This window comes from Nocardia sp. CA-084685 (assembly GCF_050955785.1).
In the GTDB taxonomy this organism is placed as follows: domain Bacteria; phylum Actinomycetota; class Actinomycetes; order Mycobacteriales; family Mycobacteriaceae; genus Nocardia.
Genome location: NZ_CP192094.1, coordinates 2,575,844 through 2,601,633, shown reverse-complemented (window position 1 = coordinate 2,601,633; position 25,790 = coordinate 2,575,844). Strand labels below are relative to the sequence as shown.

General features: G+C 66.2%; 24 protein-coding genes. 14 read left to right on the top strand and 10 right to left on the bottom strand.

All coding sequences use genetic code 11. The features are described from left to right. Positions 1-322: 322 nt before the first annotated feature. On the bottom strand, positions 323-1,291 hold the full coding sequence (locus ACQP2U_RS11730) for a carbohydrate kinase family protein (RefSeq protein WP_397038031.1): 969 nt from the start codon (positions 1,289-1,291) through the stop codon (positions 323-325). A 740-nt stretch (positions 1,292-2,031) separates the two neighbouring features. Further along, complete coding sequence (locus ACQP2U_RS11725; protein ID WP_040688522.1) at positions 2,032-2,382, bottom strand: HesB/IscA family protein; 351 nt, start codon at positions 2,380-2,382, stop codon at positions 2,032-2,034. A 173-nt stretch (positions 2,383-2,555) separates the two neighbouring features. Between ACQP2U_RS11725 and ACQP2U_RS11720 the strand changes: the two genes are divergently transcribed. Further along, positions 2,556-3,227, top strand: a complete 672-nt coding sequence (locus ACQP2U_RS11720) for a DUF3043 domain-containing protein (RefSeq protein ID WP_397037820.1) — start codon at positions 2,556-2,558, stop codon at positions 3,225-3,227. Between the two features lie 335 nt (positions 3,228-3,562). Here the strand turns inward: ACQP2U_RS11720 and ACQP2U_RS11715 are convergent, their stop codons facing one another. Continuing rightward, the gene (locus ACQP2U_RS11715; RefSeq protein ID WP_433714693.1) at positions 3,563-3,721 is read right to left on the bottom strand and encodes a hypothetical protein; all 159 of its coding nucleotides are present in this window, start codon (positions 3,719-3,721) and stop codon (positions 3,563-3,565) included. An 86-nt stretch (positions 3,722-3,807) separates the two neighbouring features. On the opposite strand from ACQP2U_RS11715, the gene ACQP2U_RS11710 reads away from it, so the two are divergent. The 5 genes from ACQP2U_RS11710 (at position 3,808) to ACQP2U_RS11690 (ending at position 9,098) form a co-directional block, all read left to right on the top strand. Next, the gene (locus tag ACQP2U_RS11710) at positions 3,808-4,791 is read left to right on the top strand and encodes a helix-turn-helix domain-containing protein (protein WP_433714692.1); all 984 of its coding nucleotides are present in this window, start codon (positions 3,808-3,810) and stop codon (positions 4,789-4,791) included. 97 nt (positions 4,792-4,888) lie between these two features. Then, on the top strand, positions 4,889-5,443 hold the full coding sequence (gene cobU / locus ACQP2U_RS11705) for a bifunctional adenosylcobinamide kinase/adenosylcobinamide-phosphate guanylyltransferase (RefSeq protein ID WP_433714691.1): 555 nt from the start codon (positions 4,889-4,891) through the stop codon (positions 5,441-5,443). Between the two features lie 235 nt (positions 5,444-5,678). Continuing rightward, positions 5,679-6,812, top strand: coding sequence for a nicotinate-nucleotide--dimethylbenzimidazole phosphoribosyltransferase (gene cobT / locus ACQP2U_RS11700; protein ID WP_433714690.1), 1,134 nt, complete (start codon positions 5,679-5,681; stop codon positions 6,810-6,812). A 503-nt stretch (positions 6,813-7,315) separates the two neighbouring features. Continuing rightward, complete coding sequence (locus ACQP2U_RS11695; protein ID WP_433714689.1) at positions 7,316-8,065, top strand: adenosylcobinamide-GDP ribazoletransferase; 750 nt, start codon at positions 7,316-7,318, stop codon at positions 8,063-8,065. A 319-nt stretch (positions 8,066-8,384) separates the two neighbouring features. Continuing rightward, complete coding sequence (locus ACQP2U_RS11690) at positions 8,385-9,098, top strand: MBL fold metallo-hydrolase (RefSeq protein ID WP_397037831.1); 714 nt, start codon at positions 8,385-8,387, stop codon at positions 9,096-9,098. Between the two features lie 45 nt (positions 9,099-9,143). Here ACQP2U_RS11690 and ACQP2U_RS11685 read toward each other — a convergent pair whose 3' ends face one another. From ACQP2U_RS11685 to ACQP2U_RS11675, 3 genes are all read right to left on the bottom strand, one after another. Beyond that, positions 9,144-10,244 (bottom strand): branched-chain amino acid aminotransferase, encoded by a 1,101-nt coding sequence (locus tag ACQP2U_RS11685; protein WP_433714688.1) that lies wholly within the window; start codon positions 10,242-10,244, stop codon positions 9,144-9,146. A gap of 102 nt (positions 10,245-10,346) precedes the next feature. Further along, on the bottom strand, positions 10,347-11,447 hold the full coding sequence (gene gcvT, locus ACQP2U_RS11680; protein WP_433714687.1) for a glycine cleavage system aminomethyltransferase GcvT: 1,101 nt from the start codon (positions 11,445-11,447) through the stop codon (positions 10,347-10,349). A 57-nt stretch (positions 11,448-11,504) separates the two neighbouring features. Then, positions 11,505-12,116 carry a GNAT family N-acetyltransferase gene (locus ACQP2U_RS11675; protein WP_433714686.1) on the bottom strand — a complete coding sequence of 204 codons (612 nt, stop codon included), beginning with the start codon at positions 12,114-12,116 and terminating at the stop codon, positions 11,505-11,507. Between the two features lie 244 nt (positions 12,117-12,360). Between ACQP2U_RS11675 and ACQP2U_RS11670 the strand changes: the two genes are divergently transcribed. Then, a complete protein-coding gene (locus ACQP2U_RS11670; RefSeq protein ID WP_433714685.1) occupies positions 12,361-13,896 on the top strand; it encodes a leucyl aminopeptidase in 1,536 nt (511 codons plus the stop codon). A 76-nt stretch (positions 13,897-13,972) separates the two neighbouring features. Here ACQP2U_RS11670 and ACQP2U_RS11665 read toward each other — a convergent pair whose 3' ends face one another. Continuing rightward, positions 13,973-14,335 carry an oxidoreductase gene (locus ACQP2U_RS11665; RefSeq protein WP_433716429.1) on the bottom strand — a complete coding sequence of 121 codons (363 nt, stop codon included), beginning with the start codon at positions 14,333-14,335 and terminating at the stop codon, positions 13,973-13,975. 259 nt (positions 14,336-14,594) lie between these two features. Between ACQP2U_RS11665 and sucB the strand changes: the two genes are divergently transcribed. From sucB to lipA, 5 genes are all read left to right on the top strand, one after another. After that, the gene (gene sucB / locus ACQP2U_RS11660) at positions 14,595-16,385 is read left to right on the top strand and encodes a 2-oxoglutarate dehydrogenase, E2 component, dihydrolipoamide succinyltransferase (protein WP_433714684.1); all 1,791 of its coding nucleotides are present in this window, start codon (positions 14,595-14,597) and stop codon (positions 16,383-16,385) included. 23 nt (positions 16,386-16,408) lie between these two features. After that, positions 16,409-17,314, top strand: a complete 906-nt coding sequence (locus tag ACQP2U_RS11655) for a TIGR01777 family oxidoreductase (protein WP_433714683.1) — start codon at positions 16,409-16,411, stop codon at positions 17,312-17,314. Between the two features lie 34 nt (positions 17,315-17,348). Then, the gene (locus tag ACQP2U_RS11650; RefSeq protein ID WP_433714682.1) at positions 17,349-17,882 is read left to right on the top strand and encodes an N-acetyltransferase family protein; all 534 of its coding nucleotides are present in this window, start codon (positions 17,349-17,351) and stop codon (positions 17,880-17,882) included. 358 nt (positions 17,883-18,240) lie between these two features. Beyond that, on the top strand, positions 18,241-18,975 hold the full coding sequence (lipB, locus tag ACQP2U_RS11645; RefSeq protein ID WP_433714681.1) for a lipoyl(octanoyl) transferase LipB: 735 nt from the start codon (positions 18,241-18,243) through the stop codon (positions 18,973-18,975). A gap of 78 nt (positions 18,976-19,053) precedes the next feature. Then, a complete protein-coding gene (lipA, locus tag ACQP2U_RS11640; RefSeq protein ID WP_433714680.1) occupies positions 19,054-20,070 on the top strand; it encodes a lipoyl synthase in 1,017 nt (338 codons plus the stop codon). Between the two features lie 155 nt (positions 20,071-20,225). On the opposite strand, the gene ACQP2U_RS11635 is transcribed toward lipA, so the two are convergent. Both ACQP2U_RS11635 and ACQP2U_RS11630 read right to left on the bottom strand, forming a co-directional pair. Further along, complete coding sequence (locus tag ACQP2U_RS11635; RefSeq protein ID WP_433714679.1) at positions 20,226-20,705, bottom strand: ester cyclase; 480 nt, start codon at positions 20,703-20,705, stop codon at positions 20,226-20,228. A 409-nt stretch (positions 20,706-21,114) separates the two neighbouring features. Next, positions 21,115-21,285: a DUF2399 domain-containing protein gene (locus ACQP2U_RS11630; protein ID WP_433714678.1), complete on the bottom strand. Its 171-nt coding sequence runs from the start codon at positions 21,283-21,285 to the stop codon at positions 21,115-21,117. 129 nt (positions 21,286-21,414) lie between these two features. On the opposite strand from ACQP2U_RS11630, the gene ACQP2U_RS11625 reads away from it, so the two are divergent. Both ACQP2U_RS11625 and ACQP2U_RS11620 read left to right on the top strand, forming a co-directional pair. Beyond that, the gene (locus ACQP2U_RS11625; RefSeq protein WP_433716428.1) at positions 21,415-23,622 is read left to right on the top strand and encodes an elongation factor G-like protein EF-G2; all 2,208 of its coding nucleotides are present in this window, start codon (positions 21,415-21,417) and stop codon (positions 23,620-23,622) included. A gap of 43 nt (positions 23,623-23,665) precedes the next feature. Beyond that, the gene (locus ACQP2U_RS11620; protein ID WP_433714677.1) at positions 23,666-24,217 is read left to right on the top strand and encodes a hypothetical protein; all 552 of its coding nucleotides are present in this window, start codon (positions 23,666-23,668) and stop codon (positions 24,215-24,217) included. 314 nt (positions 24,218-24,531) lie between these two features. Here ACQP2U_RS11620 and ACQP2U_RS11615 read toward each other — a convergent pair whose 3' ends face one another. Continuing rightward, a complete protein-coding gene (locus tag ACQP2U_RS11615; protein WP_433714676.1) occupies positions 24,532-25,422 on the bottom strand; it encodes a tyrosine-protein phosphatase in 891 nt (296 codons plus the stop codon). Positions 25,423-25,790 lie beyond the last annotated feature (368 nt).

Here is a 25,790-nt window from a genome sequence, read left to right as displayed (position 1 = left end):
CTGTGGCGCGCAGCTTTCCTGCGCCGCACATTGTTTCGCGCGCAGCACATGGATTCACACGCCCCACATGGATTCGCGCGTCACGCATGGATTTGCGCCCGCAGCTTTCGTGCGCCGAACATTGTTTCGCGCGCAGCATATGGTTTCGCGCGCCGCGCATGGTTTCGCGCGCCCCAGATAGATTCGCGCGCCACCCATGGACTTGCGCGCCACGCATGGACTTGCGCGATGAATCGTGCGTGGCGCGCGAGAACGTGCGCGGCGCGGGAGTAAACGCGAACGGCCGCACCGGGGATGGTGCGGCCGTAGAGAGCGGTGTGGGTCAGAGCAAGGGCTTGATGTCGGCGGCGGCTTCGGGGCCGTAGGCCTTGGTGAGGCGTTCGAGGGCGTCGTCCTTGTTGAGGGTCCACTCCTGGGTGCCCATGGTCTCGAGTACGAGAACCGCGATGAGCGAACCCAATTGGGCGGAACGCTCCAGCGAGAGACCGACGGTGTGGCCGGTGAGGAAACCCGCGCGGAAGGCGTCGCCGACCCCGGTGGGCTCGACCTTGTTCACCTCCGGGACCACACCGACGCTCACCTCGGTGCCGTCGCGGTCGACGATCTGCACGCCGTCCTTGCCGAGCGTGGTGACCCGGATGCCGACCTTGCGCGCGATCTCTTCCTCGCTCAGACCGGTCTTCTGCAGCAGCAGCGCCCACTCGTATTTATTGGTGAAAAGGTATGCGGCGCCTTCGATCAGCTGCACGGCCTGATCGCCGTCGAGGCGGGCCAGTTGCTGGGACGGGTCAGCGGCGAACGGAATGCCCAGTTCGCGGCATTCGGCCGTGTGGCGCAGCATGGCCTCGGGATCGTTGGCGCCGATGAGCACCAAGTCGAGGGTGTGCTGCTCGGCGAGTTCGCCGATCGAGATATCGCGGGCCTCACTCATCGCGCCCGGATAGAACGAGGCGATCTGGGCCATATCATCGTCGGTGGTGCAGACGAAGCGGGCGGTATGCGCCCGATCCGAGATCTTGACGGTGGAGCAGTCGACGCCGTGCTTCTCCAGCCAGGCGCCGTACTCGGCGAAATCGGCGCCGACCGCGCCGACGAGCAGCGGCGTGCGGTTCAAAACCCCCATGGCGTAGGCGATATTGCCCGCGACACCGCCCTTGCGGATCTGCAGATCATCGACGAGAAAGCTCACCGAGACATGGTCGAGCTGATCGGCCAGCAGCGCGTCGGCGAACCGTCCGGGGAAGCGCATGAGATGGTCGGTCGCAATGGACGCGGACACGGCGATAGACACGAGGCTGAGCCCCTTCGAGTAGGCGGCAGACGACGAAAAGCGCGGGGACGAACCCGCGCCTTCACCGTAGCTCACCCGCCTCCCCGAGTCTCTTGCCGACGGCGGAGTGCCCAAGGCTTACATCGCGGACCGGCGGTCGACACCCAGTTCAGATCTGGATGTCCCCGGCGAGTCAGCCATGGCTCCCGCCTGCCCTGAACCTCTCGCCGACGGCGAAGTAGCGAGGCTTACGTCGCGGACCGGCGGCCGACACCAGTTCAGATCTCATGTCCCGGCGAATCAGCCATGGCTCCGCCCCTGAATCTCTTGCCGACGGCGAAGTGCCCAAGACTTACGGCGCTGACCGGCGGTCGACACCCAATTCAGATCCCAACGTCCCCGACAAGTCAGCCATGGCTCCCGCCTGCCCTGACAGCGAATGCCCAAGGCTTACGGCGCTGACCAGCGGTCGACACCCAAATCAGATCTGGACGTCCCCGGCGATTTGCCCATGCCCCCGCCTCCGCGCGCCTTTTGCAGACCCTTCAGAGCCCGAACACCTACATCGCGGACAGGCGGTCAACGTCCAGATCAGTCCTGGACGCCCCCGAGAGTTACCCATGACTCCCACGCCTTTCGCCGCCCCTGAGAGGCCGAAACTTACGTCGCGGACCGGCAGTCGGTCAGATGCGCGGAAGTCTTGGACGTGCCCGCCCATGTCCTCACGAAATCAGTTGTCTCGGGCGGAGACGGATCAATTGTCAGTTGAAGGAGTCGCCGCAGGCGCAGGAACCCGTGGCATTCGGGTTGTCGATCGTGAAGCCCTGCTTCTCGATGGTGTCGACGAAGTCGATCGAGGCACCCTGCACGTACGGCGCGCTCATCCGGTCGACGGCCAGCTTGACGCCGCCGAAGTCGACCGTCAGGTCACCGTCGAGCGAGCGGTCGTCGAAGAAGAGCTGGTAGCGCAGGCCCGCACAGCCGCCGGGCTGCACGGCGATACGCAGGGCGAGGTCGTCGCGACCCTCCTGGTCGAGCAGCGCCTTCGCCTTGCTGGCGGCGGCGTCGGTCAGAGTTACACCGTGGGTGGTCGTCTCGTCTTGCACAGTCATGAACTCTCCTCAGGACAGCTGTGTTCAACCCGTGAACAGCGCACGGCTCGTGGCAGTCAACACCACTCAGCGGGCTGTTATTCCCCCATCTTGCCACCACCGCGTACTGCGGTGGACACAACCTCCCGCCGACCTCATTTCCTGCGGGGTAGCGCATCGAATAGCCTGGTCGCGTGAAATTGTTCCGTCGCGGCGAGTCCAGCACCACCGACGAGAGCGCCGACAAGACGGCGGGCTCGGACGGCGGCTCGACCGCAGTCTCCACCACTAAAGCGGTCACCGCCACCGAGGGCAAAGGCCGACCAACTCCGAAACGTCGTGACGCCCAAGGCAAGCGGCGCGGGCCGGTGGCTCCGGCCCCGCTCACCGCGAAGGAGGCGCGCGCTCGGCGCAAGGCGACCCGCGGTAGCCGCGAGGACCGCAAGACTGCCTCAGCCGAACGTCGGCTGGCGGCCCAGGACCGGCGCGCCAGAATGCTGGCCGGTGAGGACAAGTACCTGCTGCCCCGCGACCAGGGCCCGGTGCGGGCCTTCGTGCGCGATATCGTCGATGCCCGGCGCAACCTGGTCGGATTGTTCATGCCGATGGCGCTGGTCCTGATCCTGTCGATGTTCGTCGCGCCCGCGCTGCAGACGATTGTGACGTTGGCCATGCTGGTGATGATGTTCTTCATGATCGCCGAGGGCTTCCTGCTCGGCCGGATCGTCAACGGACGGGTGCGTGAGCGCTTTCCGGAGAGCACCGATACCGGCTACAAGCTGGGTTGGTACGCCTTCGTCCGCGCCTCGCAGATCCGCAAGATGCGCGCCCCTAAGCCGCGAGTCGGCCCCGGCGATAGTGTGTGATTAATTTGCCGTGTCTAATTGGCCGCGCCTGCGGCGCGGCGTGTTCGCGGCCCCCTGGTGTCTCGCGTCCGAGCCGTCGAGACTCGCGACTTCGTCGCATGCGCTTCGACGACTCGGACGCGAGACGGGCCGCGAACTCCTCGCTCGTATGACTCGCTCCGTGGTGGTCAGTGATGGCGGGATGTTTGGCACCTGATGCGCGCGCATAGAGACTCGCGCCTACGACGCATACGCTTCGACAACTCGGACGCGAACGAGCTACGAACGTCGCTCGTAAGACTCGCTCCGCGCTGGAACGAGAGCTGCGACGATGCGGCAGTTCATCGCCGCAGCCCTCAGTGGTGATGTGAGTGGGCGATGATGGCGGACAGATCGGACTGCACGCGCTGGGCGTCGCGATCGATGACATTGGCTGATCCGGCGTGACCGCCGCCCCGTGTGATGAGGACCGCGAAGCCCACCACGACCGCCATGCTGACGAGAAAAGTAATCATGGCAGTAATTTTGCGCTCGGTGATTTACCGCCGAAAGTGGCTGTTCTGACATTGTTCGTAAAGATCCAGCCAGGTACGCTCTACCCATGCTGTCCAAGGTCGCGGTAGTGCTCACCGAGCGCTTGGCCATGTTCGAATTCGGCGTGGTCTGTGAGGTTTTCGGACTCGATCGGACCGCGGACGGTCTGCCCGGATTCGATTTCAAGGTGTGCGGGGCCGACCCCGGGAAGCCACTGCCGTCCACAACGCCTGGCATCACCGTCACGCCGGAGTTCGGGCTGGCGGAGTTGGCGAAGGCCGATCTGGTGGCGATTCCGGCTTTTCCCGCATCGGCGTTCGAGAAGGGACTGGATCCGCGGGTCGTCGATGCGATCCGGGATGCGTCGGATGGTGGAGCGATCGTGCTCACCGTATGTTCCGGTGCGTTCCTGGCCGGGGCGGCCGGGCTGCTCGACGGTCGCAAATGCACCACGCATTGGCGCTATGTCGACCAGTTGGCAGCACAATTTCCCCAGGCCACGGTCGATCCCGATGTGCTGTTCGTCGACGAGGGCAATCTGATCACCTCGGCGGGTACGGCCGCGGGCATCGACGCCTGCCTGCATCTGGTGCGTCGAGAGATCGGCAGTTCCGTCGCGAATGCGATCGCGCGGCGCATGGTGGTGCCGCCCCAACGCGACGGGGGGCAACGCCAATTCATCGAGCGTCCGGTGCCCGAATGCACCTCCGACAGTCTCGGCTCCACGCTGCAGTGGATGAACGAAAACCTCGAGCTGCCGCACACCATCGATGATCTGGCCGCCCGCTCGATGATGTCCACCCGCACCTTCGCCCGCCGCTTCGCCGCCGAAACCGGAACCACACCGGTGAAATGGCTGACCAATCAGCGCGTGCTCTACGCCAAGCATCTGCTCGAGGACACCGACGAGGGGCTGGAACAGATTGCCGCACAAGCGGGATTCGGATCCGGAGCACTGCTGCGGCATCATTTCCAGAAGGTCGTCGGTATCGCGCCGACCGAGTATCGACGCCGGTTCGGGGGCGCGGAGGCGACCGAGCAGCGCGCCTGAACGAGCGAACAATCAACACAGCCGCTAACGCGGTCATACCGGAGCCGAGTGGCAGCGAGGTCCAGGCTTGTGCGCGGCGGATTGATACGGTGCAGCCGTGTTGGACCATTCATCTACCAGCAGTCGCGCGCACCGCATCCTCGTGCTGGGCGGTGCGCGATCCGGTAAGTCGGCGTTCGCGGAGGTGCTGGCGGCCGAGGGTGGTCCGGTGCGTTATATCGCTACGGCGATTCCCGATCCTGCCGATCTCGACTTCGCCGAGCGCATCGCGCGCCACCGCGATCGCCGGCCCGCGGACTGGACCGTTCTGGAAAGTGCCGATCCGGCAAGGGTTCTCACCGCGGCTCCACCGGCCGGGACCACACTGCTCGATGATGTCGGCACCTGGCTCACCGGGCGTATCGACGCCCGCGCGGCCTGGGATGCCCCGCGCGGCACCATCGCCCCCGACGCGGACGCCTTGGTCGCCGCCGTCGCTGTCTATCCCGGCCGCTTGGTGATCGTCACCCCCGAGGTCGGTATGGGCGTCATCCCCGCCACTCGCTCCGGGCGCCTCTTCCGCGACGAAATCGGAACCCTGAACCAGCGCCTGGCGCAAACCTGCGATGAAGCCTTCTTCATTGTCGCCGGGCTCCCCCTCCGCCTGAAATAGGACCGCACGGCTGCGGCGATCATGTCGCGCCAATCTAGGAAGCCGCGCCCTATCGGGTGTCGTGTCGAGCGCGCAGGATGCGCCGTGCGGACCCGGAGTCGGACCGCGAGCGCGCGGGACGAGGCATCGGGTGGCGGGGTGGGTGGTGCGCACGGGTGGGGGTGGCGGCAAGATTGGGCCGGATATGGACTGCGCGGTGTAGGAATGAACTGCCCCGACCCGGAAAGGCTCGATAGTGACAGACGGATTCGGACCGGTTGCGCCACCCGATGCGGGAGTTCGGGCGGCGGCGGAGCAGCGGCAGGCGCAGCTGACCAAACCAGGTGGGGCGCTCGGGCGGCTCGAGACGCTCGGAAATTGGGTCTCGGCATGTCAGGGGGTGTGTCCGCCGAAGCAGTTCGAGCGGGGGCGGGTGGTGGTGTTCGCGGGGGATCACGGCATTGCGCGCCATGGCGTTTCGGCATATCCGAGTGAGGTGACCGCGCAGATGGTCGCCAATTTCCTCGGCGGCGGCGCGGCGGTGAATACGCTGGCTCGGGTCGCGGGCGCGACCGTGCGGGTCGTCGATATTTCCGTCGATGCCGATACCGATCCGCAGGTGGCCAAGCACAAGGTGCGGCGCTCGAGCGGGTCGATCGATCGCGAAGACGCGCTCAGCGAGGACGAGATCCATGCCGCGCTCGCCGCGGGCAAGGCGATCGCCGATGAGGAGATCGATTCGGGCGCCGACCTGCTCATCGCGGGCGATATGGGTATCGGCAATACGACCCCCGCGACAGTCCTCATCGCGACCCTCACCGACACCGAACCCATCGCCGCTGTGGGCCGGGGCACCGGTGTGGACGACGCGGGCTGGATCCGCAAGGTCGCCGCGATCCGCGACGCCATGCGCCGCGCCCGCCCGGTCGCCAAGGACCCGGTCGAACTGCTGCGCGTAGCCGCCGGCGCCGACTTCGCCGCCTTGGCGGGCTTCCTCGCCCAAGCCGCGACCCGCCGCACTCCGGTCATCCTCGACGGTGTGGTCGTCACTGCGGCAGCCTTGGTCGCCGAAGATTTGGCCGCCGGCGCCAGCGCTTGGTGGCTCGCGGGCCACCGCTCCACCGAACCCGCCCACACGCTCGCCCTGCGCCACCTCCGCCTCGACCCGCTCGTCGATCTGGACATGCGCCTCGGCGAAGGCTCCGGCGCTCTCACCGCCCTCCCCGTCCTGCGCGCCGCCGTAGCCACGCTCGCGGAAATGGCCACCTTCGCGGAAGCCGGTGTCAGCACCGCCGATTCCGCCACCGCCGAAGCCGAAGCCGAGACCGAGACCGAGACCGAGACCAGCATCGCCTCCGTGGCGAGTGCGCAACCGGACTTGCGGAAGTAGACGGTGACCGCAAGCGCGTTCGCCAACGAACAAGCCCGGCGCTCTGGACAAGCGGACCACACTCGCGGCCCGGAGCACCCTGGCAATCGGCGTCAGCATCGGACGATCCCGACTAGTAGGTCGACCGCGACCACCAGCAACACACACCCCACCACCGACAAACGAACCTGGCACTCACAGCCCACGCACCACACTCGCAGACCGGAGCGCCCTGGCAACCGGCGTCAGCATCGGACGATCCCGACAACTAGGTCGACCGCGACCACCAGCAACACACACCCCACCACCGACAAACGAACCTGGCACACTCGCGGCCCGGAACCCTCCAACAACCGACATCACCAGCAGACGATCCCGACAAACAGATCGACCGCGACCACCGGCCTCCAGCGACCTGCGGGCCGGACGCTCCAAGCCGAGGAAGCGCTCCGCAGAAGCGGTTTGCGGCGTACGGCGATGGTTTCGGACGACGGCGACGGTCGAACGATTACAGGTCGGCGAATATGAATGGTGCGCGGCTTGCGGTGTCGTGGCTGACGGTGCTGCCGGTGCGGGGCCCGGAGAGTGTCGATCGGAGCGCGGCGGGGCGGGCGATTGCGTTGGCGCCGTTGGTTGGGGTGGGGCTGGGGGCGGCGGGGGTGGGTTTGCTGTGGGTGTTGGTGTGGAGTGGGGCGAGTGCGGCGGTAGCGGGGCTGGTGGTGGTTGCCGGGTTGGCGCTCGTTACTCGCGGAATGCACCTGGATGGGCTGGCCGACACGATGGACGGGTTGGGGTCCTATGGTCCACCGGAGCGGGCCAGGGCGATACTGAAGAGTGGCGACACGGGTCCGTTCGGGGTAGCGGCAATTGTGTTCGTCGTTGGGCTCCAAGCGTTTTCGTTCACCGCGCTGGCGCAAGCCGAGCGTTGGTTCGCGGTGCTGCTCGCCGTGGCCGTCGGCCGAGTGGTGGTAATCCTCGCCTGTCGGCGCGGCATCACCGCCGCGCCCGATACCGGCTTCGGCGCACTGGTCGCCGGGACCCAGCACCCGATCACCATCACAGTCTGGTCCGCACTCGCCATTGCCGCGGGGATATTCGCGATCCCGGACCACCGCTGGCTCGGCCCTGTCGTTGTCCTTGTCGCCCTAGGCATTTCAGCTTTAATGGCCCGACACTGCACCCACCGCTTCGGCGGCCTCTCGGGTGATATCCTCGGCGCGACACTCGAGATGTCCGTCGCCATCACCGCCGCCGGACTAACCCTGGGCACCTGACTCACAACAGCGTCGCAGCAACGCGTTGCCATGCCGCCCTTCGTATTTCGGTCTCCTGACCCGCATCGGTTCTCGCGCCTGGATAGCGGATCGGGCGTCAGTGCGCATTCTCGCTGGACTAGGCGGGAAAGTGCACGCTCAGTCCCACGTCCACCGTCAGGTGGACAGTGCAGCGGCCGAATTCACGCGTGCCAACACGACGGGCTTGGTCGGTCCGTTAACTACGCACACGCGCGCACTCATATCCGAACACATTGCCCACGATGAGATAGCTGGCACGGTGCGCGCATTGTCTGGGTCAGGCAATACAGTGGACGGTATGTCTTCCGAGCGTCTGTACTTTCGTCAATTGCTGTCCGGTCGAGATTTTGCCGTGGGTGATCCGATCGCGACGCAGATGCGAAATTTCGCGTATCTGATCGGCGATCGGGAGACCGGCGAGTGTGTGGTGGTGGATCCGGCGTATGCGGCGGGCGATCTGGTGGATATCGCCGAGGCCGACGGGCTGCGGCTGACCGGGGTGCTGGCCACCCATCACCACCCGGACCATGTGGGCGGCACCATGCTGGGATTCACCCTGCGCGGGGTACGGGAGTTGCTGGAAAAGACGAGTGTTCCGGTGCACGTCAATGCCGAGGAACTGTCCTGGGTCGCCAATGTCACCGGCATCGCGCCGAGCGAACTCACCGGACACCAGCACTGCGACAAGGTCAGTGTCGGAGCCTTCGATATCGAACTGCTGCACACCCCCGGCCACACGCCCGGCAGCCAGTGCTTCCTGTTCGACAATCGCCTCATCGCGGGCGACACCCTGTTCATCGACGGCTGCGGCCGCACCGACTTTCCCGGCGGCGACTCCGACGCCATGTTCCGCAGCCTGCGCTACCTGGCCGACCTATCCGGCGACCCGGTCGTCTACCCCGGTCACTGGTATTCCCAGGACCCGTCCGCCGCCCTGTCGACAGTCAAGGACGCCAACTACGTCATGCGTCCGCAGACGCTGGAGGAATGGCGCACCTTCATGCCCAGCTGACCTACGAACGGCACACGGCTGCGGCCGTTCGCGAGACCGCCGCAGTCACATGCCGCGCATCCACCCGTGGATATCGGCGAAGGTGCCGCGCTGGATCCCGGTGAGTGTGTCGCGCAGCGCCATGGTGACCTCACCCGGTTCCCCACCGCCGACGGCGAATTCACCATCGGCGGAGCGAACCCAGCCGACGGGAGTGATCACAGCAGCGGTACCACAGGCGAAAACCTCGGTGATCTCACCGGATTCGGCGCCCTTGCGCCACTCCTCCACCGAAACCTTGCGCTCCTCCACCACATAGCCCGAATCGGCGGCGAGAGTGAGCAGCGAATCACGGGTGATGCCGGGCAACAGCGATCCGGACAGTTCCGGAGTGACCAGCCGCGCCTCGGAACCGGAGCCGAAGACGAAGAACAGGTTGTTGGTACCCATCTCCTCGACATAGCGACGCTCACAGGCATCGAGCCAGACGACCTGATCGCAGCCCTTCTCCGAGGCCTGCGCCTGCGCCAGCAGCGAGGCCGCGTAGTTACCGGCGACCTTCGCCTCACCGGTGCCGCCCGGTGCGGCCCGCACGTATTCGGTCGACAGCCAGACCCGCACCGGCTTCACACCGCGCGGGAAGTACGCGCCCGCAGGCGATCCCAGCAGCAGGTATTTGTAGGCGGCGGCGGGTTTCACACCGAGCCCGGCCTCGGAGGCGAACATGAACGGCCGCAGGTACAGCGACTCCTCACCACCGGCCGCCGGCACCCAGCCGCTATCGACCTCGAGCAGTTGCCGCACGGATTCGATGAATAGTTCCTCGGGCAGCTCCGCCATCGCCATCCGACGCGCGGACTTGCGGAAGCGCGCCGCATTCGCGTCGATGCGGAAGCAGGAGATGCTGCCGTCGTTCTGCCGGTAGGCCTTGAGACCCTCGAAAATGGCCTGGCCGTAGTGGAACACCATCGTCGCCGGATCCATCGCCAACGGCCCGTACGGCTCGACCCGGGCATTGCCCCAGCCTTCGCCCTCGGTGTAGTCGATGGAGACCATGTGGTCGGTGAAGAAGCGTCCGAATCCCGGCGCCGACAGAATCTCCTGTACCCGCTGCGCCGGGGTGGGCGCGGGATGCGGAACATGGGTGAACTGTGCGGCAGCGGTCATGAGGCAGATCCTATCGGTCGCGATTTTCTCGCCGCGCGAGTGTCTGCGCGCAGCGAATACCCGCGTCACCCGCCGACGTCGGCGTTAGCAGCCGGACGCCGACTATTTGGTCTTCGTGTCGACGAACGGCGGGCGCACGACCTCGCAGCGCAACCGTCGCCCGCGCACATCGACCTCGACCTGTGCGCCGGGTTCGATCGCCGCTTCGGTATCGAGCAGGGCGAGGGCGATACCGATCTGCAGCGTGGGTGAGAAGGTGCCGGAAGTGGTTTCACCGACAGGCTCGCCGTCACGCAGCACGGTCTGTCCCTGGCGCAGCACGCCGCGGCCAAGCGCCTTCAGTCCCAACAGGATTCGGCGCGGACCCGTCGACTTCTCCTGCTCCAGCGCATCTTTGCCCCAGAACTCGGACTTCTTCCAGCCGATCGCCCACCCGCAGCGCGCCTGCACGGGCGAAATCTCCAGCGACAGTTCATGTCCGTGCAGTGGATAACCCATCTCGGTGCGCAACGTATCGCGGGCGCCGAGCCCGGCGGGCTGCCCATCGTGCGCGCGGACCTGCTCGACGAGCGCGCGGAACAGCGGCTCGGCATCGGCCCACCGCGGCAGCAACTCGTAGCCGTGTTCGCCGGTGTATCCGGTGCGACAGACCCGAATCCGGCGGCCATCCCAATCGGCGTCGGCGTAGGCCATGTACTCCATATCGGTCGGCAGCCCGAGCGCGGTGAGCACCTCGGTCGAGCGCGGTCCCTGCACCGCGAACACCCCGTACTCGCGGTGCTCATCGGTCACTGTGATGCCCTCCGGCGCGACCTTCTGCAGTTCGGCGACGACCGCCGCGGTATTGGCGGCGTTGGGCACCAGGAAGATCTCGTCATCGCCGACGTAATAGGCGATCAGATCGTCGATCACACCACCGTCGGGGGCACAGCACAGCGTGTACTGCGCCTTGCCCGGTCGGATCCGGCCGAGCTCGTTGGTGAGGGCCGAGTTCACGAACTCGGCCGCACCGGCGCCGCGCACCGTTGCCTTGCCGAGATGGCTCACATCGAACAGGCCGACCGTCGTGCGCACCGCCTGATGCTCGCCGACCGTCCCCGCATACGACACCGGCATCTGCCACCCGCCGAACGGCGCGAACTTCGCCCCGAGTTGAACGTGGACGTCATGGATCGGCCCTTGCAGCAGATTGGTATCGGTCACCCGGCGAGCTTATCCCGGCGTTGTGCGCTACTCGACCTGCTGGCGCGGCGATCTCGATCAGCCGCGGAACCACATGGGAATCAGCGTTGGGCCGTCCTCCGGGAGAGTGTGGGTCTGCCCTTCACGCACGAATCCCTTGCGCGCGTAGAGCCGGGCCGATCGTTGCGTACTGGCTTCCAGGAATGCCGGAATACTCGCATCGGATGCGGCCTTCAGCCGGTCGGTGAGGATGGCGCCGCCCGCGCCCTTTCCGCGATGCTCCGGAACGGTGACGATCACCTGGAGGTAGCGGTGCGGGAATTCGCGTGGATGTTCCCTGGCGAGCAGGCCGGTGACATAGGCCGCGCGGCGCAGCGCCGAGACCTCGGGGGCGGCATCGGCGGCGGCCCGGAGTTCGGCGGCCTCGGCCGCGTAGCGGTCGACGGAAGTGACGGTCTGCCACAGTGATACGGCTCGGATGCTGCCGTCGGCCTCGGCAATCCAGATCTCGTCCTCGCGCAGCGCCTTGTCGATGAGATCGGGCACCCAGCCCGCGAGGAACTGCTCGGCGGGGTGGCCATGCAATATCCACACGGTCACCGCCTCATCAAAGGAGGCCGCGGCGAATGCGGCGATGAGCGGATCGCGATCCGCCGCGGTCGCCTGCCGAACGGTCGAACCGGTACCCATAGCGCAATCCTCTCGCCGCGAACGATGTGTTCATTGGCCAATGTAGGTCGGACATACCGGGGTTGGTAGCGATGACCGAATTCGTGCTGGCCCGAAGCGCACCCGCACCAACGACATGGGCGGACCGACGGGTCGAACTCAGCCACTTCGCCCGGTCCCGAACTGGACTTCGCCGCCCTGCTCGATACCGGCTCGAACTGCTCCTCGACGGGATAGCGGCACGTCTGCCCAGTAACCTGTGCCCATGACCGCTGTTGCAGATCGTTCGCTCGGACCGGAACTGGACCTGGTCGACGCCATCGGCCCCGACACCGACGTACTGGTGATCGGATTGGTGTCCGGTGACGACGGCCCGACGATCGCCACACTGGAGGACGAATTCGTCGATAACATCCTCGCCGCGGATGTGCGCGCGGCGCTGCAGGAACAGCTGCGCGCCGTCGGCGCGAAGGGCAAGGCCGAGGAACTCACCCGGATTCCCGCACCGGCCGGCCTCGATGTGAAAAGCGTGCTCGCCGTCGGACTCGGCGCCGCGGACAAGATCGATGCCGAACAGATCCGTCGCTCGGCCGGTGTCGCCGGCCGTGCGCTGACCGGTGTCGGCTTGGCCGTGACCACGCTGTCGGGTCTCGAGGGCGGCATCGGCCCCACCGCCGAAGGGATCTTCCTCGGCGCGTACTCCTTCACCGCGTTCAAATCCGAGGACGCCAACGGTAAGCCGGACGAGCAGCCGGTGCGCAAGGTCCAACTCCTCGTCGGCGACCCGAGCGTGTCCTACCGCAAGGGCTTCGACCACGACCGGGTGATCGCCGAATCCATCGCCACCGCACGCGATTTCGTCAACACCCCACCGAGTCACTTGTACCCGGCCGAATTCGCCTCCCACGCGAAGGCTTTGGCCGAGGCGGCAGGTCTGCAGGTCGAGGTGCTCGACGAGCAGGCGCTGGCAGAGGGCGGCTACGGCGGCGTGCTCGGCGTCGGCAAGGGCTCCTCGCGCCAGCCGCGCCTGGTGCGACTGACCTACAACGGCGGCGCCAAGAAGGTCGCGCTCATCGGCAAGGGCATCACCTTCGACACCGGCGGCATCTCGATCAAGCCAGCCGCGAATATGGAGAATATGACCTCGGATATGGCTGGCGCCGCCGCGGTCATCGCCGCCACCATCGCCGCCGCCAAGCTGGAGCTACCGGTCACGGTGATCGCGACCGTGCCGATGGCGGAGAACATGCCATCGGCCACCGCGCAGCGCCCTGGCGACGTGCTCACCCAATACGGCGGTAAGACCGTCGAGGTGCTCAACACCGATGCCGAGGGCCGCCTGATTCTCGCCGACGCGATCGTGCGAGCGGGCGAGGATGATCCGGAGTACATCATCGATGTCGCCACGCTTACGGGCGCGCAGATGGTCGCGCTCGGCACCCGAACCCCCGGTGTAATGGGCACCGACGAATTCCGCGACCGCGTCGCGCGACTGTCGCGTTTGGCCGGTGAAAACGGCTGGGCGATGCCGCTGCCCACCGAACTGCGCGCCGATCTGAACTCCAAGGTCGCCGATCTGGCGAATGTCGCATCACACCGCTGGGGCGGCATGCTCTCGGCCGCGATCTTCCTGAAGGAGTTCGTCCCGGAGGGCGTGCAGTGGGCGCACCTTGATGTCGCGGGTCCGGCCTACAACACCGGCGGCCCGTTCGGCTACATCGGCAAGGGCGGCACCGGGGTTCCGGTCCGCACCCTGGTCTCGGTGATCGAGGACATCGCGCACGAGGACGCGACGGAGTAACCGAATGGCGGTGCGGCGTCCGGATTGCCGTGCGTCGCACCGCGCTCGGCGAACAAATTGAACGAAAAGAACAGCACTACAACTCGCCCAGATCGCGTTCCAGCGCCCGTTTGCGCTCGATCCGCTTGCGGGCGTCGTGGTCGCGCATCCGCTGCGGATAACCGGTCTTGCGCACGTCGTAAACGGGAATCCGCAAATCTCCGGCTAGCCGGCGCGCGCCGCGCTCTCCGACGACGCGACGTGTCCATTCGCCGTCGGCCGCGATCAGTACAACAGTGACATCCGTCACCGTCGTCTTGGGCTCTACGTAGGCCTCCACCCCACTATGCGTGCGCACCCACTCGGCGAGGTAACGAGCATCCTCACCATTACCCGAACCCACACGTAAAACGCTGCCACCTCGGGCCACGCCGCCTCGGAAACGATCCAGCAAACCCAACGACGCCGACCTCCTTCGCCCGGTGACCCACAGCTCGGCACCGGTCATTCCATCTTGCCAGCCCCGTGCAGTTCGCTGCCCTGTGCTACACGTCTCGCAGGCGAGTGCAAGGATGGATCGCGGTACAAGAACCACACAGATCTCCGGTGCCACGCACAATGATCGGTGGCTTTCGGACACCCATCGCGACCCGCGGTGGGTGTCCGCAGTGAGATCAACTGTTGTAGAACCCGTCGAGCAGTCAGAGGAGTCAACGGACATGGCCTTCTCCGTCCAGATGCCGGCTCTTGGTGAGAGCGTCACCGAGGGAACGGTGACCAGGTGGCTGAAGCAGGAAGGAGACACGGTCGAGGTCGACGAGCCACTGCTCGAGGTCTCCACCGATAAGGTCGACACCGAGATCCCGTCGCCGGCGGCGGGTGTGTTGTCGAAGATCGTCGCCGCCGAGGATGACGTCGTCGAGGTCGGCGGTGAGCTCGGTGTGATCAGCGAAGCCGGCGAAGCGCCCGCGCCCGCCGCCGCCCCCGCACCTCAAGCCGCGCCTGCACCCGCCCCGGCACCGGAGCCGGAACCGGCCCCCGCGCCGGCCGCCGCCGCTGCGGCCCCCGCACCCGCGGCTCCTGCCGCCCCCGCCCCCGCCGCCGCGTCGGGCACCCCGGTCAAGATGCCGGAACTCGGTGAGTCGGTCACCGAGGGCACCGTCACCCGCTGGCTCAAGCAAGTCGGCGACCAGGTCGCCGTCGACGAGCCGCTACTCGAGGTCTCCACCGATAAGGTCGACACCGAGATCCCCTCGCCCGTGGCGGGCACCCTGCTGGAAATCTCCGCGCAGGAAGACGATGTCATCGCCGTCGGTGGACAGCTCGGCGTGATCGGCAGCGGCGCCCCCGCGGCCGCCGCACCGGCACCCGCCGCCCCCGTACCAGCTCCGGCGGCTCCGGCTCCCGCCCCGGCCCCCGAACCGGCGCCTGCTCCCGCGGCCGCAGCTCCGGCACCTGCCGCTGCTCCGGCTCCGGCCCCGGCCCCGGCCCCGGCCCCGGCCCCGAAGCCTGCTCCGGCCCCGGCCGCCACGGCTCCGGCGCCGACCCCGGACACCTCCGGCAACGGCGCGACCCCGTACGTCACCCCGCTGGTTCGCAAACTGGCCGAGGAGAACGGCGTCAACCTCGCCACCGTCACGGGCTCCGGAGTCGGCGGACGCATCCGCAAGCAGGATGTGCTCGCCGCCGTCGAGGCCAAGAAGGCACCGGCTCCGGCCGCCGCCCCCGCGGCAGTCGCACCGGCCGCGAAGGCGCCCGCCGCCGCACCGCAGTCGCAGCTGGCGCACCTGCGTGGCACCGTGCAGAAGGCGAGCCGCATCCGTCAGATCACCGCCACCAAGACCCGGGAATCGCTGCAGACCACCGCGCAGCTGACCCAGGTGCACGAGGCGGATGTCACCAAGATCGCGGCGCTGCGCAGCCAGGCCAAGGCCGCGTTCAAGGACCGTGAGGGCGTCAACCTGACGTTCCTGCCGTTCTTCGCCAAGGCGGTCGTCGAGGCGCTCGGCGTACACCCGAATGTGAACGCCAGCTACGACGAGTCCACCAAGGAGATCACCTACCACGCCTCGGTGCACCTCGGCATCGCCGTCGACACCGAGCAGGGTCTGCTCTCCCCGGTGATCCACAACGCCAGCGACCTGTCGCTGGCCGGACTGGCCCGCGCCATCGCCGATATCGCCAACCGTGCCCGCACCGGCGGCCTCAAGCCGGACGAGCTGGCCGGCGGCACCTTCACCATCACCAATATCGGCAGCCAGGGCGCGCTGTTCGACACCCCGATTCTGGTTCCGCCGCAGGCGGGCATGCTCGGCACGGGTGCGATCGTCAAGCGTCCGGTGGTCGTCACCGATGAGACCGGCAACGAGTCCATCGGCGTTCGGTCCATGTGCTACCTGCCGCTCACCTACGATCACCGCCTCATCGACGGCGCCGATGCCGGTCGCTTCCTGACCACCATCCGGCACCGGCTCGAGGAAGCGGCGTTCGAGGCGGACCTCGGTCTGTAGTCGGAAAGGGTCGTCTGTCGCGTATGAAGGTGGTGATCGCCGGTTCGTCCGGGCTGATCGGGACGGCACTCGTCGCGGCATTGCGCCGCGAGGGGCACGAAGTCTCCAGATTGGTACGCCGCTCGCCCAACGCGCCGGACGAACACCGCTGGGACCCCGCTCGCGCCGATCTGGACGAGCGGGCCCTGCGCGGCGCCGACGCGGTGGTCAACCTCTGCGGGGCGAGCATCGGACGGCGGCGCTGGAACGGCAGCTATAAACAGGAACTGCGCGATAGCCGCCTGACCCCGACCGATGTGCTGGCCAATGCGGTAGCCGCCGCTGGTGTGCCGGTACTGGTGAATGCCAGCGGCGTGCACTACTACGGCGGCACCACCGGCAACCGGGTGGTCGACGAAACTACCCCCGCGGGAACGGGTTTCCTCGCCACCCTCTGCCGGGACTGGGAGGCCGCGACCAACCCCGCCGTCGAGGCGGGTGTGCGCACAGTGCTACTGCGCAGTGCCGTGGTGCTGTCCCATCACGGTGGCATGCTCGGGATGCTGCAGCCGCTGTATTCACTCGGGCTCGGGGGGCGACTCGGCAACGGACGCCAGTACACGCCGTGGATCTCGATGGCCGACGAGATCGGCGCGATCATCTTCGCGCTCACCCACGACAGCATTGCCGGGCCGATCAATTCGGTCGGTCCGGCACCGGTCACCAATGCCGAATTCAATCGGGCACTCGGCCGCGTGCTGCACCGGCCGACCCCATTCGTGGTGCCCGCGTTCGCATTACGCGCGCTGATCGGCGAATTCGCCGAAGAGGGGATCCTGAACGGCCCGCGCGCGATCCCGACGGCGCTGGAAGCGGCGGGTTACCCGTTCCAGCACCAGACGATCGGCGCTGCGCTGGCGGCCGCCCTCGGCCGCGATGACGATCGTTGACGCGGCATCCGAAGACCCCCTATGGAGTAGATCGATGACCGAGCTGGACACCCGACCCGCCACCGTCATCCGTGACGCGCGCGAGGGCGATCTGCCCGAGATCCTGGTCATCCACAACGCGAATATCGCCGCCTCCACCGCTATCTGGGATCACGAGCAGGTCGATCTCGACGATCGGCGCGCCTGGTTCCGCGGCCGCACCGCCGCCGGGCTGCCCATTCTGGTCGCCGATATCGGCGGCGAGGTCGCCGGTTACGCCAGCTACGGCCCATGGCGGACACGCTCGGGTTATCGCTTCACCGTGGAGAATTCGGTATACGTCGCCGACCGTTTCCACCGCCGCGGGATCGCGAGTGCCCTACTCACCGAGCTGATCGAGCGCGCCAGTCAAGCGGGCACCGTGCACGCCATGGTCGCGGCCATCGAATCCGGCAATACCGGTTCGATCGCGCTGCACGAGCAGTTCGATTTCCGCATTGTCGGGGAACTGCCGGAGGTCGGACGGAAGTTCGGACGTTGGATGGACCTGACCCTGATGCAGTTGACGCTGCCGATCGAGGGCGACTGAGCCAACTGGCGCCAGTGCCCGCCCAGATAGGTCGCTCGCGGAATGACGGATGCCGCGTACGAATTCGTGCGCGGCAGCAGCCCGAGTAGGGCCGGTCTACTTGGCCGTAGGGCGATGGTTATCGGTCCGACATTGTTGGGCGCGGCACTGACCGCACCCTGGACCTGGTTACCCGGCCTGGCGAAAGTTGCATGCGGTTTACGGGGCTGAAGCCTGCTGCTTACAGGGACGCATCTCGTCGATAGGCTGCCGATGTACCAGCGCACACTTGAACCCGACGTCGAACCTGGCAACCATGTGGCATCGGCCACATCGAGTTGGTTTATCGGATCGTCACACTCGGCGTACCGTCAAGGGCGTGAACGACACGCGCACCACTTGGTCCGCCCGATTCGATACGACCCCGATCGTGGTCGAGGATCTCGGACTCATCGATTACCACAGCGCCTGGGATATGCAGCGGTCTATCGCCGCGCAGCGCGCCGCCGGAGCGGGCTCCGACCATCTGCTCCTGTTGGAGCACCCGGCGGTCTACACCGCCGGTCGCCGCACCGAGGCCGAGGATCTACCGATCGACGGCAGCCCCGTGGTGCAGGTCGATCGCGGCGGCAAGATCACCTGGCACGGCCCGGGCCAACTGGTCGGCTACCCGATCGTGCGGCTGGCCGAGCCGGTGGATGTCGTGCACTACGTCCGCAGGCTCGAAGAAGCGCTGATCACCGTCTGCACCGACCTCGGGCTGGATTGCGGACGGGTCGAGGGCCGTTCCGGTGTGTGGCTGGCCGCGACCGAGCTCTACTCCGAGCGCAAGGTCGCCCAGATCGGCGTGCGGGTACAGCAGGGCGTCGCGCTGCACGGCATCTCGCTCAACTGCAATTCCGCACTCGACGGCTTCCAGGCGATCGTCCCGTGCGGCATCCGGGACGCCGGTGTCACCACGCTGTCGCGCGAACTCGGTCGCGAGGTCACCGTGGCCGAAGTCAAGCCGCTGGTCGCCGAGGCGATCACCCGAGCGCTCAATGGCGAACTCCCGGTGACCGCACACGACATCGCCCGCGCCGCACCGGCCGTGGCGCCTGCGAGAGCCGAATGAGTCGGCTGCTGTCGCGTTGCCCGGGACAGTGACGGACTGCATCCGACGGCGGCGCACGGCAGGCGTAAGGTCGATCGAGTGACCTCAGCTTCAGCACCGGCAGGACGCAAACTGCTACGCATCGAGGCGCGCAACGCGGAGACCCCGATCGAGCGCAAGCCTCAATGGATTCGGACCCGAGCAAAGATGGGCCCCGAGTACACCGAACTCAAGGGCCTGGTGAAACGCGAAGGCCTGCATACGGTGTGCGAGGAGGCGGGCTGTCCCAATATCTTCGAATGCTGGGAAGACCGCGAGGCCACCTTCCTGATCGGCGGCGAACAATGCACCCGCCGCTGCGACTTCTGCCAGATCGACACCGGCAAGCCCGCCGCACTCGATCGTGACGAGCCGCGCCGGGTCGCCGAAAGTGTGCAGGCGATGGGTCTGCGCTACTCCACGATCACCGGTGTCGCGCGCGACGACCTCGAGGACGGCGGTGCCTGGCTCTACGCCGAAACCGTCCGGGCCATCAAGGCTTTGAACCCGAACACCGGCGTGGAACTGCTCGTCCCGGACTTCAACGCGGTCCCCGAGCAGCTCGCCGAGGTCTTCTCGTCCCGCCCCGAGGTGCTCGCGCACAACCTGGAGACGGTGCCGCGTATCTTCAAGCGGATCCGTCCGGCGTTCCGTTACGAGCGTTCCCTCGCCGTGCTCACCGCGGCTCGCGAAGACGGCCTGGTCACCAAGTCGAACCTGATCCTCGGCATGGGCGAAACCCCCGAGGAAGTCACCCAGGCCATGCGCGACCTGCACGAGGCCGGCTGCGACATCCTCACCATCACCCAGTACCTGCGCCCCTCCCCACGTCACCACCCGGTCGACCGTTGGGTCAAGCCGGAGGAATTCGTCGAGCACTCCCGCATGGCCGAGGAAATCGGCTTCGCCGGTGTCATGGCCGGACCACTGGTTCGCTCCTCCTACCGCGCGGGCCGACTCTATGCACAGGCCATGGCCCACCACGGCCGCGAAATCTCCCCCGCCATGGCACATCTCGCTGCGGAGGGCACCGCCTCCCAGGAGGCCAGCTCCGTCTTGGCGCGGTTCGGCAGCTGAGTGCCGCTACGGCGATCGGACCAGGCGACGGAAGCCGCTGGTTCGATCGCCAGTGGCCGCAACGATGTCGGCTTCGCGTGGGCGCAGACAACCGCCGACTCGAATTTCACTGCCGCACTTGACTTTATCCAATTGTGGCGCGGATACGGTGCAAGTCAGGTTGTTGCGGGGTGCGCCGACTGGACGACACCGAGTTGCTGCATCATGCCGAGCGTGTCCCAACATGACCAGCTTTCGACGATCTTGCCGTCCTGGAAGCGATTGATTGTGATTCCCTGAACGGTCGCTGATTTGCCTGTCGGGGACATGCCCATCATCTCGCCGTCGTTGGTGCCTGTCGCCGTCCACCGGGTAGTGACGAAATCGCCTTCGGCGATCTGTTCGTTGACCAAGAACCTTTGATCCGAGAATGCGGCGATGTACATCTGCACGAGCTTTTTGTAACCGTCCGGGCCGTGAATATCGGCGAACGGACTCTGCGGATCGTGATTGATGCAGTCAGCCGAAATCACCTCGTCGAATACGCTGAGGTCTCGCATGTTCCATGCGTCGAGGACGCGCTTGGCGGTGGCCTTGTTCTGCTCTGACATGACCCTTCCTATCGCTTGATGGTGCCGAACTAGCGGGGCGGCCATGGTCGCTACAGGCAGCATTCGCGGCGCCCGGTATCGAGCGTGGTGTGGAGCGCGGCCACGATGCCAACAGCGGACCCGGGCGCCGCCCCCAATATGTGGACGCTGTCATCACGGCCGATGACCGCCCGAATGCTCTCGGCGGACATCCAGTTACCCGCCGATCACAAACGCTGAAGCCGGTGTATCGCAACCATTGTGCGCCTCTTTCGTGCACGAAGTAAGGGGGCAACGGAGACTGCTTCAAGCACGCACACATCGCCTACCTGCACATTGGTAATTCAGCATGCTGGGTTGGGACCGACGGCCAGGACGCCTCGGGCGGCCACATCGCGGTGACGTCTGCGCGGGTTGCCGCACAGATCGAGCAAACGAGCAAATGTGGCGAATATTTAGTTAACAAACGTTCGGTTTAACGGTTCGCTGAACGAGGTCGGCGAAGACAGCTGGGCACCACGTCGCTGGCGCCCAGACCGGCAGCGATGCGCAGACCTTCGCCGTGGAAATCACCTTGGTGGTACAACTCTGCGTCAGGCTCCAGCAGTCGCACACCGGCACTGCTCGGGCCCCCAGCTGTACACACCACCTGAACCCCACATGCACACGCCCCGACGCCCACCTGAACACACCGGATCTTCCGATCCGGGCACGCGACGCGACCGCTGGTGGGAAGCTCGAAGGAGCGCAGGTGTCGACCCCGAAAGCGAGACACATGGTCGAGAAAGCGAGTGCGTCCGCAGGGACCAACGGTAAGGCTGTGACGGCGCAGCGGCCGGAGGACATCCGGAATGTGGTGCTGGTCGGGCACAGTGGGTCGGGTAAGACCACGTTGGTGGAGGCGTTGGCGCTCACGGCAGGCGCGGTGAATCGCGCTGGCCGGGTGGAGGACGGGACGTCGCTATCGGATTACGACGAGATCGAACACCGCCAGCACCGATCGGTGCAGTTGTCGGTGGTGCCGATGGTGTGGCACGGGATCAAGATCAATCTGCTCGACACCCCCGGATACGCCGATTTCGTCGGTGAGCTGCGCGCGGGTCTGCGTGCGGCGGATGCGGCCCTGTTCGTCATTTCCGCGGCGGAAGGGGCCGAGGCCGTGAGCGGCGCGACCCGTGCGCTGTGGGAGGAGTGCGCGGCGGTCGGGATGCCGCGGGCCATCGTGATCACGCACCTCGATACCGCGCGCGCCGAATTCGACGAGCTGACCGAGACCTGCCGGCTGGTACTCGGCGGCGGTTCCTCGGAAAACATTCTGCCGCTGCATCTTCCGGTGTACGGGCCGAAAAGTCCGGACGGTCATCGCCCGGTGACCGGATTGGTCGAACTGCTGCCGCACTGCATCGCGGACTACTCCTCCGGGGAGGAGGTCCAATGCGAGCCGGCCGACGATCAGCTGCCGCTGCTCGAGGAGGCGCGCAACCGGCTGATCGAGGGCATCATCGCCGAGAGCGAAGACGAGACACTGATGGAGCGCTATCTCGGCGGCGAGGAGATCGAGCTGGCGGCACTGGTCGAGGACCTCGAACGCGCGGTCGCTCGAGGCAGCTTCCATCCCGTGCTGTTCGGCGCGCCCGCTCCCGAGGGGGCCAAACAGGGCCTGGGCACCATAGAGCTGTTGGAGCTGATCACCGGCGGATTTCCAACACCGTCGGAACATGCGGTCTCGGCGGTCACCACCTCCGACGGCGCGGCGCCGACTCCGCTGCACTGCGATCCGGATGGCGCGTTGGCGGCCGAGGTGATCCGCACGGCCTCGGATCCGTATGTCGGGCGCGTCTCGCTGGTCCGCGTTTTCTCCGGCACCCTGCGACCCGACGACACCGTGCATGTCTGCGGCCACGGCTTGGAGGACCGCGGCCACGAAAGCCACGATGTGGACGAGCGCATCGGCGCCGTCACGGCACCGTTCGGCAAACAGCAGCGTCCGCTCGGCCAGGCCATCGCCGGGGACATCGCCTATGTCACGAAGCTGAGCCACGCGGAAACCGGCGACACTCTCTCCGGTACCGCCACCCCGCTGCTGATCGAACCATGGCAGATGCCCGATCCCCTACTGCCCATTGCCATTCAGGCGCGCAGCAAGCCGGATGAGGATAAGCTGTCGAGCGGTCTGGCCCGGCTGGCGGCCGAGGACCCCGCGATCCGGCTGGAACAGAATCCCGATACCCATCAGATCGTGCTGTGGTGTCTGGGTGAGGCACACCGCGATGTCGCGCTGGAGCGATTGCGCACCAGGTTCGGCGTGCAGGTCGACGTGATCGACCACAAGGTCGCCTTGCGAGAAACGTTCGCGGGCAAGGCGACCGGTAAGGGTAGGCACGTCAAACAGTCGGGTGGGCACGGGCAGTACGCGGTCTGCGAGATCGAGGTGGAACCGCTGCCGGGCGGATCCGGTATCGAATTCGTCGACCGGGTCGTCGGCGGGGTCGTACCGCGGCAATTCATTCCCTCGGTGGAGAAGGGTGTGCGCGCCCAGGCCGCGCGCGGTGTGGCGGCCGGGTATCCGCTGGTCGACATGCGTGTGACGCTCTTCGACGGCAAGGCACATTCCGTCGACTCCTCCGATGCCGCATTCCAGACCGCGGGCGCGCTCGCATTGCGCGAGGCCGCGGCGGCGGCGGGTATCGACCTGCTCGAACCGGTCGCCGACGTATGGGTGGTGGTCACCGACGATTACGTCGGTCCGGTGCTCAGCGACCTGTCCGGACGTCGCGGACGCGTCCTCGGTACCGAACCACACGGCACCGGCCGCACCCGCATCCACGCCGAGGTCCCCGAACTCGAACTCACCCGTTACGCAATAGATCTGCGCTCGCTCTCCCATGGCGCGGGCGATTTCACACGCTCGTATATCCGGCACGAGCCGATGCCGAAGGCATTGGCTGGCTCGGTCCGCGAGCAGGCCAAGAAGTCGGGCTGATACCCAGCGCCACAGGATGTTTCGCTAGCGTCGAAGGAGCCGGGTGAGCAGTCCAGAGCGTTTTGTCGTCGACACCGAGCATTTCGGCAAGATAGTGATCACGCGTACCGATGAAAGAGTGGTCACCGCACCGGTATTCGATGATGCCACCGTGGTGACGATCGAGCGCATCGGTCCGCGCACCCGTCAGCGTGTTCCGATCGGTACGCGCAATGCGAAGCGGTTGCGGGCAAAGATCAATGACCGCCCCATCAGGTTGACTGTCGGGCGCGGACACTTCTACCACCGGTGGACCTATCGCGCGGCCGCCGAGGTAGACGGCAAGTTTTTGCGGTTGATGCCGAAGAATCTGCATTCGAGCACCTTGATGCTGGGGCAGAAGGGGCAGGGCGATCATGTGCTCGGCGAATTCATGCTCACCGGAACGCACCAGATCGACGTCGTCTGGACACTGCCTGTCACATCGCGCGACCACAAGGTAGCCGTTCGGCAGCCGACTCTGGAGGACGCACTTATCGCATATGCCTTGGTTACGGCATTCGGCACCGGAGGGGTCTCACTATTGGACCTGGCCGAGATGGTGCTGCCGATCTAGTTCTGCTGTCGCACATGGTATGCCGTGTTCGCACCGGCTATAGAGCCGGTTGCCGAAGGGGCGGATTTTGGCCCGTGCCACCGATCAACTGTCTGGACGGACTACTGCCAGGTGATCATGCTCGCCGGTAGGTAATTTGGGCCCCGCTGTGACGTCACGATCGCGTGCTGGGCGTATTCGGCCACAGACTCCATATAGTGAGTGCGATCGCGAAAGCGCGTGCGGCAACTAGTGGATTCGGCCGCGGACGCCAAGCTGAGCTGAATGCGCTCGGGCCCACTCCGCCGGAAAGGAGTGGGCCCGAAACGTTCTCGCTAGCTCACCAGGTTCTTCCGAAGTTGTACGAGGGTGCTGCCGTCGAGACCCAAGCCCTGTGTCAGGAACTTCCCGAAATCGCCATAGGTCTGCTCCATCGCGGCGATCGCGGTGTCCAAGTACTCGTCACGAACCTCCTGCAGCGGAATGAGCAGATCGGGATTCTGCATCAGCCCCGCCTGCGCGACCTGCTCACGCAACTTGGCATCCGCCGCGGCCCGGTACTGATTGGACAGCAGATAATCTTGCCGCGCAGTAGATTCCGGCACGCCGACCGCCCGCAACACCACATACGTCAGCCAGCCGGTGCGATCCTTGCCGGACGTGCAGTGATACAGCGTCGCCCGATCGGTCGCCGCCAAATCCCGAATCGTCTGCCCGAACTTGGCTCGCGAATCATCGGTGAAGAAGCTGCGATACACGTTGGCCATGATCTCCTCGGCCTTCCCGTTCCCGAGCAGTTCCTCCTGCTTCACCGGATCCCGGGACTGAATGGCCGCCAGCATCTGCTGGAACAACCCGGTGTCATCGATGGGTCGCGCCACCTTCTGCACCCCCGCAGGCACCTTGTCGGCCCCGGCAAACTGCACCTCCGCAGGTGTCCGCAAATCAATAACGGCTTTGAGGTTCATGGTCCCGAGCCTCTGCACATCGGAATCCGTCAACTTCTCCAACGAATCCGCCCGAATAGCCTTACCCGACTTGACCGTTGCCCCGTCATAAGTCCGATACCCCCCGATATCTCTAACATTGACCGCCCCCTGCAAATCGATTTTCCCGCCGACCGCCGCAACACTCGGCTCAGCGATCGCCGAAGGCTGCACCCCCGTCGCAGTCAACGCCAAAGCCGCCGCCGCAGCACCTATAAGTGAAAGAAGTGAAATCCTCATGGCGCGGGACAGTAGAACCACTCGACACTCGGGTGCGCCAATTCGTCCCGAACCAGCCGCCGTAACCCCACTCACCGGTATCCCCGTGCCGCTCAACGGGATTCAGACTATCAATTCGGCGCTGAAGTGCGTATTAACCCGAGAACGGTTGCGCCAGTATCGAAGCAGTATATGCCTACTCGAAATTACCTGCGCGGCAAGCAGGTTGCAACAACCGACTACGTCGCGATGCGACACTGCACCGGTGCGCCGCTTTAAGCAGGGCTTCGAGCCGAAAGTTCCCGAGAAACGACGGAGCCCCATCCTTCGAAACGGATGGGGCTCCGTGCGTTACAGCGCAGGAGCGAAGCCTGCGGAGCGACCGAAGG